The 15,051-nt window shown below is 63.1% G+C and carries 13 protein-coding genes and 1 riboswitch; of the genes, 10 read left to right on the forward strand and 3 right to left on the reverse strand.

From position 1 onward, the window contains the following. A partial coding sequence (locus Q1K49_RS00960) for a hypothetical protein (protein WP_300521731.1) occupies positions 1–181 on the forward strand: 181 nt, incomplete at its 5' end. 142 nt (positions 182–323) lie between these two features. Here the strand turns inward: Q1K49_RS00960 and Q1K49_RS00965 are convergent. Both Q1K49_RS00965 and Q1K49_RS00970 read right to left on the reverse strand, forming a co-directional pair. Continuing rightward, positions 324–1,754, reverse strand: coding sequence for an HD domain-containing protein (locus Q1K49_RS00965; RefSeq protein WP_300521733.1), 1,431 nt, complete (start codon positions 1,752–1,754; stop codon positions 324–326). 30 nt (positions 1,755–1,784) lie between these two features. Next, positions 1,785–3,245 carry a DUF4403 family protein gene (locus Q1K49_RS00970; protein WP_300521736.1) on the reverse strand — a complete coding sequence of 487 codons (1,461 nt, stop codon included), beginning with the start codon at positions 3,243–3,245 and terminating at the stop codon, positions 1,785–1,787. Positions 3,246–3,473: 228 nt separating this feature from the next. Between Q1K49_RS00970 and Q1K49_RS00975 the strand changes: the two genes are divergently transcribed. Beyond that, entirely contained in the window at positions 3,474–4,133 is a 660-nt protein-coding gene (locus Q1K49_RS00975) for a methyltransferase domain-containing protein (RefSeq protein ID WP_300521739.1), read from the forward strand. Positions 4,134–4,243: 110 nt separating this feature from the next. On the opposite strand, the gene Q1K49_RS00980 is transcribed toward Q1K49_RS00975, so the two are convergent. Next, positions 4,244–4,741, reverse strand: a complete 498-nt coding sequence (locus Q1K49_RS00980; protein WP_300521741.1) for a hypothetical protein — start codon at positions 4,739–4,741, stop codon at positions 4,244–4,246. 389 nt (positions 4,742–5,130) lie between these two features. Here Q1K49_RS00980 and Q1K49_RS00985 point away from each other — a divergent pair, with 389 nt between their 5' ends. The 8 genes from Q1K49_RS00985 to Q1K49_RS01020 form a co-directional block, all read left to right on the forward strand. Continuing rightward, a complete protein-coding gene (locus tag Q1K49_RS00985; RefSeq protein ID WP_300521742.1) occupies positions 5,131–7,386 on the forward strand; it encodes a hypothetical protein in 2,256 nt (751 codons plus the stop codon). Positions 7,387–7,513: 127 nt separating this feature from the next. Beyond that, a riboswitch (cobalamin riboswitch) is annotated at positions 7,514–7,729 on the forward strand. A 232-nt stretch (positions 7,730–7,961) separates the two neighbouring features. Next, positions 7,962–8,861 carry a sirohydrochlorin cobaltochelatase gene (locus tag Q1K49_RS00990; RefSeq protein WP_300521744.1) on the forward strand — a complete coding sequence of 300 codons (900 nt, stop codon included), beginning with the start codon at positions 7,962–7,964 and terminating at the stop codon, positions 8,859–8,861. A gap of 105 nt (positions 8,862–8,966) precedes the next feature. Beyond that, entirely contained in the window at positions 8,967–10,070 is a 1,104-nt protein-coding gene (locus Q1K49_RS00995; RefSeq protein ID WP_300521746.1) for an iron ABC transporter permease, read from the forward strand. After that, a complete protein-coding gene (locus tag Q1K49_RS01000; protein ID WP_300521748.1) occupies positions 10,067–10,876 on the forward strand; it encodes an ABC transporter ATP-binding protein in 810 nt (269 codons plus the stop codon). Before Q1K49_RS00995 ends, Q1K49_RS01000 begins: the two co-directional genes overlap by 4 nt. Before the next feature lie 481 nt (positions 10,877–11,357). Further along, a complete protein-coding gene (locus tag Q1K49_RS01005) occupies positions 11,358–12,335 on the forward strand; it encodes a tripartite tricarboxylate transporter substrate binding protein (RefSeq protein WP_300521749.1) in 978 nt (325 codons plus the stop codon). Between the two features lie 165 nt (positions 12,336–12,500). Continuing rightward, positions 12,501–12,980: a tripartite tricarboxylate transporter TctB family protein gene (locus Q1K49_RS01010; RefSeq protein ID WP_300521751.1), complete on the forward strand. Its 480-nt coding sequence runs from the start codon at positions 12,501–12,503 to the stop codon at positions 12,978–12,980. 24 nt (positions 12,981–13,004) lie between these two features. Continuing rightward, positions 13,005–14,525, forward strand: a complete 1,521-nt coding sequence (locus Q1K49_RS01015) for a tripartite tricarboxylate transporter permease (RefSeq protein WP_300521753.1) — start codon at positions 13,005–13,007, stop codon at positions 14,523–14,525. A 26-nt stretch (positions 14,526–14,551) separates the two neighbouring features. Next, on the forward strand, positions 14,552–15,051 hold a 500-nt coding region (locus Q1K49_RS01020), incomplete at its 3' end, for an alcohol dehydrogenase catalytic domain-containing protein (RefSeq protein ID WP_300521755.1).

The following is a 15,051-nucleotide window of genomic DNA, read 5'->3' on the forward strand; positions in this document are numbered from 1 at the left end:
CCTCGGAGGGAGCACCGCCACCGAGGCCATGGCCGCGGCGTTCCGGACGGTGTGGTTCACCGCGGCGGCTCTGTGCGGCGCCGGAGCCCTCTGCGCCCTGCTGAGTCTGCGTGCCGTTTCGAGGCATTCATCGCACAAGACGGAGAGCGGCGATGCGGAGAAGGAGATTCCCCTGGTCTGAAACGACACGCTCCCTCCCGACGCTTCCGGAAGAGCCACGTCAATTTTCCCGGTTTCGCTTCCAACGCAACGCGCCGGAGCGAAGAAACAAAGACGCTCATGCGGGAACGTTCTCGTGGGCGCCGCAGCGCCCCCCGGCAGGCTCAGGAAGGGGTGTTTGCTGACTCTTGCTTCAGAGAGTCCAGCCAGGCAAGAGCGTCTTCTCTCGTGCGCACTCTTCCCTCGGCGACACCCAGATCGAGTTCCTCCAGAAGCTCCCCGACCTTCGGCCCCGGCGGCAGACAGAGCACCTGCATGACGTCGTGCCCCGAGAGAAGTCGCCTCTTTCCCGGCGGCACCACCGTCTCCAGGCGAGTAGCCGCCTCGTCCAGAAGCCGCAGATTTTCCTTGAGAACCGCATCGTTGCCGTTCCCTCCGGCGATATCCGCCCTGGTGAGGGCCACGAGGTGTTCGAGAGGCATCTGCCATGCCGCCCTTCCGGAGCACTCCGCACCAGAGAGGCGCGGCACAGCCTCCAGTTCCCGGAGAAGACGCACCGCTCCCCGGAGGGAGAGGGGATGGCGCAGAATGTCGTGACGCGCCACGAGGAAGACCGTCTCCTCCGCGAGCACGCCGGGCCAGGCCCAGGCGGTGAGAATGCGCCGGGCCTGTTCGGCGCTCCGTTCCTCGTGGCGGAAAAAACGGATTCGCCCACTCTCATCGCGGAAAAACGTCTCGGGCTTGCCCAGATCGTGCAGCAGCGCCGCCGCCGTCACGGAGGACACGCCGTATTCCTCGGCGGCCCGGACGGTGCGGAGCGTATGAACGAACACATCTCCCTCCGGGTGATAGTCCGGAGATTGTTCTACCCCCTTGAGGCTCTCCAGGAAGGGCAGAAAAAAAGGAAGCATCCCCAGAGCGTCCGCCAGCTCAAGAAAGACCGAAAGCCCGGACAAAGCCTTCAGGACCTCCCGACCGACGCGTTCCGAGGCGACGAGGAACTTCTCTCTTCCTCGTGCCGAGGGCGCCAGAGCGCGCACGGCCTCCTGCCCCGGCAGATCGGGATGAAAGGCCAGTTCCGCGGCAAACCGGCAGAAACGGAGCGCCCGAATCGGGTCCTCGGCGAGGCGATCCGCGGCGCTTCCGGTGAAACGGAGCCGTTTCTCCTTGAGATCCCCCCGCCCCCCGAAGGGGTCCCACAGAGCGCCTTTCAGGTCCATCGCCATGGCGTTCACCGTGAAATCCCTTCGGCCCAGATCCGCCTCCAGGGAGCCCCCGACGAGCGGTGCAATCTCCACGCCCGTTCCTTCCACCGCGAGAAGCACCGTCGCGGCGGGAGGCTTGCCGACAAGAGTTCCTTCAAATCGACCGAAGCGCTTTTTCCCCCAGTGTTCCACAAGGGCGAGGATCACCTCCGCCGGCGCGTCCGCCACGAAATCCACATCCGCGAAGGAACGCCCGAGAAGGAGATCCCGAACGCATCCGCCCACAATCCAAGCAGGTATGCCTGCCGCGGCAAAGAAACCCCATAGAGCGTGAACTGCCGAAGGCAACCGCTCCTTCATTCGCGCTCCACCGCCCGCCTCGTTCGTCATCGGAGAACCGCCTTCATCGCCGCCCGGAGGCTAGGGCCCGACATGGAACACCATCCGGGCGTCGCCGCTCACCGCGAGCGCCACCTCAAGCGCCTGGGGCGTGACGAAAAGTCCCTCCACCGTCACATCGTGCACATCCCCGGAGACGGACATCTCTTCGTTCGTCAGATTCTCCAGGGCCCGGCGGAGAAGTTCCTTCGCCTCGTCGGCCTTCTCCGCCAGAGGAAAGCGGAGGGATTCCTCCATGCGGCGCACGAGAAGAGGCTTCGCGAGCCACGCCGCGGCCCTGGCGAGTCCCGAGGTGGTGTTCTCGTCGAAATCGAACTCCCGAAGACCCAGCACCCTCGATGCGGAGTCGTAGTCCGGTCGCCCTTCGAGATAGATCCGTCCCGAGGTGCGCCTCCCCAGGAGTCCTCCCTGTCGCTCCGCCTCTACATCCACCGCGGCGGCGAGGCGGTCTCCGTTTCCGAAGACCCGCACCTTCCGAATGATCGCCTCCGAACCGTCTCCGAGATCCATGGGCCGTCCCGCCGCCTCGGACTGCGCCCAGTCGGAAAGTTCCTCCCAGGCGACCGCCACGGGAAAGCGCAGGAAGACGCCCTCCATGGGGGCGACGGACGGAACTAGAGGCGGCAAGGGGGGCACGGAGGACGCGGAAAGAGGTTCTCCGGAGAGAGTTCCGCCGCGGAGAGAGAGCCCCGCCGTCACTGAAAGGCGGAAACGCAGGGACTGCCCGTCCACCTCCGGCCTGGCGAGAAAGATCGCCCTCGGCTCGACGAAGAGCCGGAGATCCGGCGATTCCGCCAAAAGCCGCGGCTCGAAAAGGTCCTTCCAGATCTCCTCGGCGCGCTCCCGCAGACGCAACGAGTCCGACACGGCCTCTTCGATACGGGGAAGCACGTCCTGCATGCGTCCCTCCAGATACTCCGTGGCGACGCTTTCGATGGAAATCCGTGCTCCGAGCACCTCCACCTGGGGCGAGCGGCGCCACCGGAAGGAGAGCTTCGGGTCGCTCCGAACGTTCCATTCCTCGTCCACCCGGGGTGCCAGCGAAACCGTCACGGTGAGGGCCCCCTCCGTCCCGGTACGGATGGGAAGGGACAACCCGAGCCCGCTGGCCGTCCCGTCCAGGCGCAAGGAGAAGGCAATGGGGAGGTCGATCCGGAGCCGTCCGTCCTGGCCCGAAAGTTTGGGCGTTCCGTCGGCGTGGACACGGTACGCGAGTGTTCCCGTGAGCGCCCCCTCGTTCACGGGGCTCGTTCCGTCCAGATCCGCGGTAAGCTCCCGACTCACCACGGCCTGGAGTTCCTCCAGGGGCACTTCAAAGAGAACCCCCACGGTGGAATCCGGCACGGGCGGAGGTGTTTCGAAGGGACGCGCCTCCGGCTCCGGAATCGTGATGTCGCCCCGTTCCGCCGAGGCCACATACCAGGCCGCTCCTCCCACAAGGCAGCAGAGAGCCACCACCAGCACTTTCGAGAAGATCTTCACGGAAAACACCTTCCTTGATCGTTCCTCGGGCGAGAAACGTCTCGAGTTTCTCCAATCATACCAGTTCCCCGACCGGCTTCACCTCGTGCGTCGTGTCCGCAGGAATTCGGAAGTCCCCGTCGCTTGTCTTCCACGATGACCGGTACTATACTGACGGCGCACGTCGCTGCGCCGGAAGGGCAGCGACGGGAACCTTGGCAATCGATGAAGGAGATGAGCTACACCCCTATGAAGACGAATCCGGGTCGGGAACAACTTTTCGACCGATGGGCCGCGGAATACGATCGAATCGTCCCGTCCTTTTCGGGACGTTTTCCCTTTGACGGCTACGAGGACGTATTGGACGCCCTGGTGGCCACGGCGGACACGACACATGGCATGAAGGTACTCGACCTGGGCGTCGGAACGGGCAATCTCACGGAACGCTTCGTGCGGCGGGGCTGTACCGTCTGGGGAGTAGATTTCTCCGTATCGATGCTTGAAAAAGCCCGCGAAAAACTTCCCCGCGCCCACCTTCTCAGGGGCGACCTCCTCGGCGAGTGGCCCCTGGAGCTTCCGGGACAATTCGATCGGATCGTCTCGGCCTACGTTCTCCATGAATTCGACCTGACAACGAAAATGCACATCCTCCGGAAGGCTGCGGAAACGTACCTGCTTCCGGAGGGGCGTCTGCTGATTGCGGACATTTCCTTTCCCGACGTTCGGAAAAGGACCGCGGCAGCCCTGCGCTGGGCCGCGGAATGGGACAAGGACGAACATTACTGGGCTGCGGACGAAACGCTCGCCCTGCTCGAACGCGAAGATTTTTCGGCTGTGTATCGACAGGTTTCCTTCTGCGGCGGTCTTTTCTCCCTCAGGCGGAAAACTCCGTCGTTCCCGAACCGATAGACCCGACACCCCCGGACATGGGCATCCTCCAGCGTCCGGGGAAGGCATCTCCGCTCCTGCTCTCTTTGCGAACATCAGGAACTCGCGCGATCCGACATCGCTCTCTTGAATTATCCGTGATGCGACTTCTCCGGCGTCGGCGTCGGTTTCGGCTTGCCCGGCTGCTCGGGCGCACCCGGCTTGTTCGGATCGGGCTTGGGTTTGTCGGGCTGATTCGGATTCGGCCCGGGCTTCTCCGGTTGGCCCGAACCGCCCTGTCCCGTCTTTAGACTCTTCGTTGCCGATCCCTCCAGATTGCAGAAGGCCGTCACCGTGATCGTCGCACCTTTCGGCACGTTTCCGAGGACAAACCGCTCATGCACGCCACCGGAATCCGATTGTCTCTTGTAACGCCTGTCGTCGACTTCCTTGCCGTTCACCAGAATCCGAATCCGCCTGATGTAATGTCTGTTCGGTTCCTCGGTTTTGTGAACCACATGGACATCGAGCACCCTGTCCGCCTCGCTCCAGCTCAGCCGCACGTCCTTCGGCGCGTTCGCAAACGCCGACAGGGACATGACAAAAAGGGCCAGCACCGAACACGTCATCACTCCAATCAGTTTCCGCATCGTCACATTCCTCCCGTTCCACATCCGAATTTCACGCATCCACTTTCTCCTTCAGAATGCGACGGCTCCACGGATGCCGTCCCTCCGTCTTGACCCGGACCGCCACGCTCCGCGTTCTACGACGAAAGTGTATCCATGGGTATGCAACGACGCGGTCAAGGAAGGTAAAGAAGCGTCAAGAAACGTTCCCGAACGTTCGGATCCACGCGCCCGGAGCGGCAGCCCATCCCTGAGACCGTGCGCGGCAGAACGGAAGGTAAAAACCATTTTCCCTACAAGGGACCTTCTCCCGGGGGCTTTTGCCGAGGACGACACTGCGGAGTTGGGCTATACTTGCCGAAAAGGGCAGGGAATCTCCAACCCGGCCCGCTACACCGGAGGTGACCTTCATGATCGGCACGATCGTGCGCCTTCTCTGGGGGGCGTTTTCCTTTCTGCTTCTCGCGGGACTCTTCGGCGCGTCCTTCTTCGGACTTTTTCTGAGCGCGCTGGCACCGTCGGATTTCGTCTCCCTCGCCATCGCCACCTCCCGGGAGGGACGACCCGCCGCGGCGCTCGGCATCCTCGACTTCTGCCAAGCCCAGGGCATCGGCGACGCGGAATCACTGGAAATTCTCCGGGAGCGCCTCGTGCCTCCTCCGACGGAGCGGGCATTGCGGACGTTCGTTCCTTCCGGAGAAGCATCGCTTGACGAGGACGCACTTCGGGGAGCCCTGGTACGACGCCTCGGCCTGGATGCCGCTTTGGGATGGACCGTCTCGCCCGGAACATGGCTCACCGGTGTCCAGGAAAGTGAGGCAACGACCGGAACGGTGCGTGCCTACGGGCCGGGAGACCTTCTCCGGGTGGAGCAGGTCCTTGCCTCGGTAGGCAGTGATGGCGCTCCGACGATCGTTTCCGCCGGCAAGGAACTCGCGACGCTCCTCACGGCTGCGGAAAAAGCTCTTTCGACCAAAGACGCGAACAAGGGCGACATCGCCTCGCCCGACGAGGCGGGGCGAGCGCTTCTGACCGCATCCTCTCCAGAGGCGACGACCCTCCTGTGGACCCTCTACGGCAATGCAGGGTGGCACGCCGCATCGGTGTTCTCCATCCTGAGCTTGGCTGCCACGCCGACGGACCTCGCCGACGCGTCGGCCATGCTGCAACGTCTCGGCCCGGAAAATCGGGCTTTCCTGGAGATCACCCGAACATGGGGCCTCGCCGCCTCCCGTCGTTTCGGGGAACTCAAAGCGCCCCAGGCCTTTCTGGAGGGATTGCGGAGAAATCCCAAGGGAGCCTTCGGTCTTGCGGCCTATCTGGCTCTCCGCGAGGGAGATACCCGACTCGCCTCTCTCGGAGCGGTGTCACCCGGCATCGCCCGCTTCATGATTCCCGCGGGTCGCCTGTTCCTGTTTCCCGCCATGCTCCTGAACCTGCTTCCCCCCTGGGGGACACCTTCGGTCTTCCTCGGCGCAGGAGGATTTCTGCTGCTCTGGATCTTTCTTTCCCTCGTCTCTTCCAGGCGGAGGGCCGACGAGGAGGACCTCCGCCCGGAAAACAGTCCGGACATGCCGGAGGAGACCGTCGAAACGGAAAAACGCAGTTCCCTCCCGAAGAGAGGGAGCGGCGCAGGAAAACGACTCGGCCTCGGACTGGCTTTTCTCGTCCTCGTCGTCCTCGCCGCGGGAGGAGGGCATTTTTTCCTGCGGAACACCCTTTTCCAACCGTCGCCCCATTTCAGGGAAAGCAGGGAGCGGCACATCGCAGGGAAACTTTCCGTCTCTTCCGGAAAAGCGCTCTCCGAGGCCGTCGCAACGGCGGCAACGCGGACGGAAAACACTGCCGCAGCCCTTGCCGACACTTGGCTCGACGCACAGACGCGACGTCTGGACGCGGATTTTCTTCCCTGGCTCACCATGGCCTGGCAACGCTGGTTCGTTCGCACCGCTCCTCTTCTTCCCTCGGACGGGGAACTCGTAGCCGATACGGGAGAACTGGTGCAGGAGGCCTTCGCCCTCCGGGTGCTGCGACTGCATGCCGCGTCGTCGGAATGGAAAGCCATGGTGGAGCGCATTGCCCAAACCTTCGGCGCCACCCTGGACGCGACCCTTCTCCCGGTGAAACAGGCGGCGGAGGTGGACGATCCGACCTGGGCACGCCTTCTGGAAGGGCAATTCGTCCTCCTGGTGTTCGCCGACGGAAGAACAGAAAGCGTGTCTCTCGGAAATCTCCTCGGCGACGGCCGAGGACTCGTTCCCTTTCTTGAAGCATCCCTGAAGCCGCTTCTGAAAGGAAACGGCGGGGAAACAACGCGTTTCTCCCCGGAGCTTCCGGGAGAGAAATTCCGCCTTGTGCACCGCAGCGAAGAACCTTCCTGGTACCGGCGTACCGCCCTGGAACGAGGGGCACGCGTGGCCGAACGAGTCGGTGGCCCGCTTCTTCCATCGCTTACGGACGCAGGATATATCGTGATGGAATCCCTCGCCTCGGGGCGGAGCCCTCTGGTGGAAATGCCCGTTCTTCGCCGGGCTTTCGCGGAGTCTCTCTCCGCTCAAAGAGCAGGACTCGCGGGTGATTCCGCCGGAGGATTCCGAAGAGCACTGGATTTCGTGACGGAGATGCTCACCCGGAGTATCTCTCTGGAGGCAGCCACCGGACATTGAGAACGGGAGGGGGGTTCCTCTCGTCCCGTTTTCGCGTATACTTGCCCCTGATGGAGACCGTCTGAAGGAAACTTCGGCAGCAGGTCTTTCCGGTGTCGCCCCCGCTCTCCGGGCGGCACTCCACAACTCGAAAGGAAACGTTTCCGGTTTTCGGAGAACCGCCGCCGTGCCCTCCGGTGGCGTCACAAAAGTTTTCCGAACGGGAAGCCGGTGTAAATCCGGCACGGCCCCGCCACTGTAAGCGCGACGACGCCGCATGGAACCACTGAAACCCCAGGTTTCGGGAAGGGGCGGCGAAGAAGGACCGCGAGTCAGGAGACCGGCCGGAAACGGGTGAGGAGGTGATGTCTGCGTGGGCGGACGCGCTCCCAAGCTCGTCTTGGGGACCGCGGTGTACGCCGCGGTCCCGTCCTGTTGAAGCGCTTGCGAAAAAAGACGAACGGACGTGTCACCGTCCGTTTCGGCCATCTCTCGAAGCGAACGGATCCAAAGATGCGTTTCGAGAGAACGGATGCGTTCGTTCATCGAAATCCTTTCCCCCGGGAAACGAGACTCTCGAACAGGAGGAAGCAAACATGACCCGTTCCGGATTGGTACTTCTCTGCTGCGCTCTTTTCCTCGCGGCCTTTTCTTCCAGCGAGGCCTTCGCCATGGGACACGGCAAGGCGGCCCCCGAGAAAAAGGGCATTCTCGTCGTCGCCTTCGGCACCTCCGTACCCGAGGCGCGGAGCGCCATCGACACCCTCGTGGACGCCGCACGGAAGGCTTTCCCCGACGCGGAGGTCCGCACGGCCTATACGTCCAACATCATCCGCAGAAAAGTCCTCGCCGAAGAGGGCACGGTCATCGACTCTCCGCTGATCGCCCTGGCGCGCATGCAGGACGAGGGCTTCACCCACGTGGTGGTACAGCCCACCCACGTGATCCGCGGCGAGGAATTCGACGATCTCGCGGAAGTGACGGACGCCCTGGCCCGCCTGGAGCGAAAATACTCCTTCAAGGCCGTCGCCATGGGCGATCCTTTCCTCTCCTCTTTCGAGGACTACGGCAAGATGGTCTCCATTCTCCAGAGAACCTACGGAGACCGAGCAAAGGGCGACGGCGCGGTGGTCTTCATGGGACACGGTTCACCCCATCCGGCGAACGCCGCCTACTCGCAGATGCAGCTTCTCTTCGACGAGCGGGGATTGCGCTTCGCCCTCGGTACCGTCGAGGGGTTCCCTTCCCTCGATATGGTTCTGGAACGCCTTGAGACCATGGGGGCAAAGCGAGTGACCCTGGTGCCCTTCATGATCGTCGCGGGAGACCACGCCCGGAACGACATGGCGGATCCGGAGGATCCCGAATCCTGGCGCAGTGTTCTGGAGTCGAAAGGATACCGGGTGAACCCCGTCATCGAGGGACTCGGAAGCAATCCCGAGGTGGCGGCTCTCTTCGTGGAACACCTCCGCGTCACGGCGCAGCACGTCTTCTAGAACACCGGGACGCGCACAAGAAACCGGGGCTCCCGGACGCTCTTTCCGAGAGCCCCGACAGGTTCGGCTTTTTTCATGGCGACACACCCCAGGGAGGAATGCTCCGTGCCCCTATCGGAACACGCCACCGGCGCCAGTGCCGGTCCCGAACATTCCCAGAGCGGCTCCCTTTCTGCCGGTGACGACACCCTCCACCGCATGGCAACTCTGGAGGCATCCCGCAGGCGGCGCGCCCTGCGGCTCGGAGCGCTCCTCTTTCTCGGCCTCCTCCTGGTGGGCACCTGGCGACTCCTCGCGGGCCCCATGGACGTCCCTCCCGGAGCAGTGCTCTCGCTCCTGAATCCCTTCGCCGATGCAACAACCCTGCCACAGCAACAGGCCCTGGTGGTGCGCACCGTCCGCCTCCCCCGTCTTCTGGCGGCCACCGCGTCTGGGGCGGCTCTCTCCGTCTCGGGCGTCGTTCTCCAGGCGCTGCTGGGCAATCCGCTTGCGGAACCCTACACATTGGGCATCGCCGCGGGAGCGGCCCTGGGGGCTTCCCTCGGCATCTTCCTCGGCGGCATCTGGGTACCCGCCGCAGCCTTTTGCGGTGCCGCCCTCGCCCTTTCCCTCGCCTTCGCCCTCGCCTGGAGATCCGGAGGCAATTCTCCCGTGCACCTCGTCCTGGCGGGCATCGTGGTGAGCGCCATCCTTTCCGCGGGAGTGACACTCCTCAAGGCCATCTCGGAAGAGCGCATGGCTGCCATCGTCCTTTGGCTCATGGGGGGGTTTTCCGGCGCCTCCGTGTCGGCGGCGGGCTCCGCCTGGATCGGCGCGGCCGCCGTAACGCTTCCCGCCTGGTGGTGGGGGCGGGAGCTGGACGCCATGTCCCTCGGAGAAGGGCGGGCGGCGCTCCTCGGCGTGAACGAAAAGCGGCTCCGCCTCGTCCTCCTGGGAGCGGCCTCTCTGGCGGCCTCTCTCGTGGTGGCCCATTTCGGCATCATCGGCTTCGTCGGTCTCGTGGGGCCTCACCTCCTGCGCCTTCTCGCAGGCCCCGCCCATCGAACCCTCCTCCCTCTCGCCTTCGTCGCGGGCTGTCTCCTCCTCGCCGGCGCGGACGGAGCGGCCCAGCAGCTCGGCGAACTTCCCGTGGGAGTCGTGACGGCCCTCGCGGGGGGCCCCGTCTTCTGCTGGATTCTTCTGCGTACCCGGGGACGCGCCTCCTCGTGAGCTACCGCCTGGAAAACCTCTCCGTCGGCTACAGGGCGCGTCCGGTGCTCCGAAACCTCTCGGGAGAGATCAGGCATGGACGCATCACCGCACTCCTCGGCCCCAACGGCAGCGGAAAGAGCACCCTTCTCGGCTGCCTCGCGGGGCTCCTCCCCCACGAGGGCAACCTCTTTCTCCGAGACCTCCCGGAAAAGAAAGAAACCGGTCACGCCCCCTCGCTCCCTTCGGAACATCGCGTCCGAAAACTCTCCCGAAGAGAACTCGGACTCCGCATCGGCTTCGTTCCCCAGGACCCCCTGCTGCGCTATCCCTTCGCGGTGTACGAGGTGATCCTCCTCGGGCGCCTTCCTCATGTGCGCTCCCTTGCGGGATATACAGAAGAAGACCGCCGGACGGCCGCGGCGGCGGCATCCCGCCTCGGCCTCGGAGACCTTCTCTCCCGAAGCGTGGCGGAACTCTCCGGCGGAGAACGACAGCGCGTGGCCGTCGCCCAGATTCTCGCCCAGAATCCGCAAGTGCTCCTCCTGGACGAGCCATCGTCCTCTCTCGATCCCCGCCACGGAGCGGAACTCTTCGCGCTTCTCCGGGAGGCCGCCCTGGAAGGGCGAACGGTCGTCGCCTCCGTGCACGACGTCAACCTCGCCGCTCGCTGGTGCGACGATGTCTGGGTCCTGTCGGACGGCGAACTCCTCGCCGCCGGTTCCGTCACAGCAGTACTCCGGGAGGATCTCCTCCGAAAAGCCTACGGAGTCTCCTTCGCCCGTTACGCCGGCGAAGACGGCGTCGTCTGGCATCCCCGGCTCTGAAGAACATTGCTCCTCATCATCCCTGGCCCGGAACCTCTGAGAAATGCCACGCCGATCTCGGAAAAACGCGATGCGATCGAGATTGAGAGAGGGCGATACTTACTCGACCAGAGTTCCCTCCCGTTTAAGGGATGACGTTATCCCTGTTCGGCCACAAAGGTAAAAGTGAGGATTGACAAGCGTGTGTTTCCCGGCTATCCTGTCGATGTTTCGGAACATTTCTGGTTGATCTTGGTCGAGCAGAAAATTCTTCCTTTTTATGATATTCTATCAACGCTGGATCATCACAGCAGGATAACGCAAAACCACATCTTCAGAGGACTTTTTCGTCACAACCAGGAGAGGATGGGGATCCTCCGGAGCAAAAATCGTTCCGGAGCGACATGCGCGGGACGCACGCGGAGCGGAAGGCCCTTCCGGGCCGGAAGGCTTCGCTGGTCGGCTTCACCGATTCCATCATATTTCAGGGGGGGAACGCGTTATGAGAAAATCCAAGTGGGTAGTGGGAATCCTGACGGTTGTCCTGTTCGCATTGTTGGGACAGGCAGCGTTCGCGGCGTATCCGGAGAAGCAGATCACGGTTCTTCAGGGCTTCAAGCCCGGCGGCGGCAGCGACACTCTTGCGCAGCTCACGCAACCCTATCTGGAAAAGGCCCTCGGTCAATCCTTCATCAATCAGTACATTCCCGGAGCCACCGGCGCCATCGCATGGACACAGCTCGCGAAGACCGCCAAGAAGGACGGGTACACCGTGAGCATCACCAACACCCCGATGCTCCAGACGAACTACATCATGAACCCCGAGATCACCTACACCATCGCCGAACTCGAACCCATCGCCAACGTCATCACCGATCCCGGCATCGTGGTGGTGGCAAAGGACAGCCCCTATCAGACCATGGAAGACTTCATGAATGCCGCAAAGGAGAACCCCGGCAAACTCACCGTGGGCAATTCCGGCGTAGGCGGCGACGACTTCTTCACCACCCTCATCGTGGAGAAGGCCACGGGACTGAAATTCCAGATGGTCCCCTTCGAAGGAGACGGCCCCTCCTGGCAGGCCGCGATGGGCGGCAAGATCAACGCCAGCTTCAACAATCTCGGCATCACCTATCCGCAGATCAAGGCGGGCAACCTCCGCGCCTTGGCGATCTTCGCGGAGAAGCGCGTGGAGATGCTCCCCGACGTGCCCACCATGAAGGAACTCGGTTATGATGTCGTCTCCGGTTCGTCCCGTGGCTACAGCGCCCCCAAGGGTATTCCCGCCGAAGCCAGGGACGCGCTCATCGAGGCGTTCAAGAAGATGGCGGAGATGCCTGAATTCGTGAAGGCCTGCAACGACCGTGCCTCCATCATCGACATGAAGTACGGGGACGAGTACGCCGCCATGCTCGCGGAGCAGGAAACAGCCTTCAAGGCCATCTGGGATGAGGTGAAGGAACAGTACCAGGGAAAATAGAAGCCCTCTTCGCGGAGAGCCGGGTGCAGTGACGGCGCCCCGGCCTTCCGCGGAGTTCTTGCAGTGAAACACCTTTCCTCCCGGGCAACATCTTTTCCTGCGGGAAATGCTCCGAAGAAACCCGGCCGGGACGTTTCCGATCAAGCGGCACAGGAGGGACAAATCTTGGGACAGGTTCTCGATCACAGCCTTTTCGCGCTGGCCACCACGGGCCTCGGAGCCTATTTCTTCGTCAAGGCATCCTCCATGCCCGCTACAGCGGGCCTCTTTCCGAAGCTCGTCTCCATTCTCGTCTTCATCCTCTCCGGCGCCATGGTCCTTATGGCCATCAGGAAACAGCGACAGTCCACCGCCGGAAACAACGAAGGAAGAGAACCCGCTTCCCCGGAGAAGCGAATCAATAGAGGAACCGTCGTCGCCTACGCCGTCGCCATCGTCGCCTACATCTACGCCATTCCACGCATCGGCTACTTCGTCGCCACACCGCTCTTCATGATTCTCGGCTACGTCTTTCTACGCGCCATGGGTCTCGTCAGGGCGATCCTGGTGGGAGTCGGGTTCTCGATCTTCATTTATTTCCTTTTCGTGTGGTTCCTGAAGCTCCCCATTCCCATGGGTTGCCTGGAATCTCTTCTGGGAAGCTAGACCCGGGGAAGGAGCGCTTCCGCCATGATTCTCGAAAACATTCTTCTCGGCTTCACCTCCGTTCTGACTCCGGCGAATCTCCTCGCCGTCGCCTTCGGAACCGGTCTCGGCCTTCTGGTAGGGGCCATGCCGGGACTCTCCGCCACCATGGCCATCGCCCTCCTGGTGCCCGTCACCTTCGTGCTCCGCCCGGAAACGGGCATCAGCATGCTCGCCGCCATCTACATGGGCGCCATGTACGGCGGCTCCATCGCGGCCATCCTGGTGCGGACCCCGGGAACGCCCTCCGCGGCGGCCACGGTACTCGATGGATATCCCATGGCTCAGCGCGGCGAGGCAGGACGTGCCCTGGGCATTTCCCTCACCGCCTCCTTCGTGGGCGGTACGGTGAGCAGCCTCTTTCTCCTCACCATCGCTCCCATCCTCGGGCGCGTCGCCCTCATGTTCGGGCCGGTGGAACTCTTCGCCGTGGCGGCGCTGGGCATGACTATCATCGCTTCTCTCTCTCAGGGATCTACCGTCAAGGGATTGCTCGCGGGCATGCTCGGGCTTCTCTTCTCCACGGTAGGCATGGATCCCATCACGGGTATTCCCCGGTTCACCCTGGGAAACATCAACCTCTTCTCGGGCATTCCCTTCACGGTGGCTCTCATCGGCCTCTTCTCCATTCCCCAGGCCCTGCGGCTCGTCGAGAGCGACGAGGTGGCGGCGGAGCGGGTGAACTCCATCAGAGACCGCATCCTTCGTCCCTGGAAAGAGATCCGCCCTCTCATTCCCACCTTCATTCGCTCGGGACTCATCGGTGTCTTCACGGGCATCATTCCCGGCACGGGCGGCGACACAGCCTGCTGGTTCGCCTACAACGAGGCGAAACGGTTCTCCAAGGACAAGGGATCCTTCGGCAAGGGAAACCCCTACGGCATCGCCGCTCCCGAAGCAGCCAACAACGCCGTGGTGGGCGGAGCGCTCATCCCCACCATCTCTCTTGGCATCCCCGGCAGCTCCGCCACGGCCATCCTTCTCGGAGGGCTCATGATCCACGGCATCATGCCCGGCCCCACCCTGATGACGGAATACGCGGGCGTGACCTACACACTCCTCTGGGCGATCCTCCTGTCCAATTTCTTCATGTTCGCGGAGGGATTGCTCTTCACCAAGGCATGCATCTTCGTCACCCGCATCAGCAACAGGGTATTGTCCGTGGCCATCGTGGTCCTCTGCGTCATCGGGGCCTTCGCCATCAACAACAATCTCTTCGAAGTGGGGCTCATGTTCGCCTTCGGCATTCTGGGCTACTTCATGGACAAACTGAAGATTCCCGTGGCACCCCTCGTCGTGGGGCTGATCCTGGGAAGAATGCTCGACGTGAGCCTGCACCAGTCCCTGCTCATCAGCCAGGGGTCGTGGATGGTCTTTCTCACGAACCCCATCTCGGCCACGCTGCTGTTTCTCGCCCTTCTCTCGCTCGTGCAGTCCACACCCGTGTACGAACGATGGAGGGCCTCACGGAAGAAGACGGCTCCATCGGGCACACCGCCCGCATGATCCACGAAGGGAGAGAGAACCGTACCATGGAGAAAACGATGCTCGGACTTGTGACCTATCCGAACGGGGATGTGCGACTTGAGGAAGTCCCCGTGCCGAAACTGGGGGAGAACCCCTACGCTCCCCACGACGTGTTGCTCGAAGTCGAATACTGCGGAATCTGCGGCAGCGACATCCACAAATGGACTGCCGGCGAGGAGGAGAAGGCCGCCGTCCTGCACCCGCCCCGCAAGGTCGTGCAAGGGCACGAGATCGTGGCCAGGGTCGTCGCGACCGGTCCCGAGGTCACCCGCGTGCAACCCGGAGACCGCGTGGTCTGCGAGATCGTCACCTTCTACTGCGGCCACTGTCCCGCCTGTCTCGAAGGACGCTTCAACATCTGCAACACTTTGCGCCCCATGGACGGACGCGCCCACTACGTCACGGGCGGCGGCTTCGCCAAGTACACCGTGTGGCCCGAATTCCAGCTCCATGTCCTGCCCGACAACGTGGATTCCAAGAGCGCCGTGCTGCTCGAACCCACGGC

It is taken from the genome of Aminiphilus sp., assembly GCF_029975095.1.
GTDB lineage: Bacteria > Synergistota > Synergistia > Synergistales > Aminiphilaceae > Aminiphilus.

Bases quoted from the DNA above. Each gene is read 5' to 3' on its own strand.
- Q1K49_RS00965 (WP_300521733.1), bottom strand. From the start codon at position 1,754: ATGACGAACGAGGCGGGCGGTGGAGCGCGAATGAAGGAGCGGTTGCCT.
- Q1K49_RS00975 (WP_300521739.1), top strand. From the start codon at position 3,474: ATGAAGACGAATCCGGGTCGGGAACAACTTTTCGACCGATGGGCCGCG.
- Q1K49_RS00980 (WP_300521741.1), bottom strand. From the start codon at position 4,741: ATGCGGAAACTGATTGGAGTGATGACGTGTTCGGTGCTGGCCCTTTTT.
- Q1K49_RS00985 (WP_300521742.1), top strand. From the start codon at position 5,131: ATGATCGGCACGATCGTGCGCCTTCTCTGGGGGGCGTTTTCCTTTCTG.
- Q1K49_RS00990 (WP_300521744.1), top strand. From the start codon at position 7,962: ATGACCCGTTCCGGATTGGTACTTCTCTGCTGCGCTCTTTTCCTCGCG.
- Q1K49_RS01005 (WP_300521749.1), top strand. From the start codon at position 11,358: ATGAGAAAATCCAAGTGGGTAGTGGGAATCCTGACGGTTGTCCTGTTC.
- Q1K49_RS01015 (WP_300521753.1), top strand. From the start codon at position 13,005: ATGATTCTCGAAAACATTCTTCTCGGCTTCACCTCCGTTCTGACTCCG.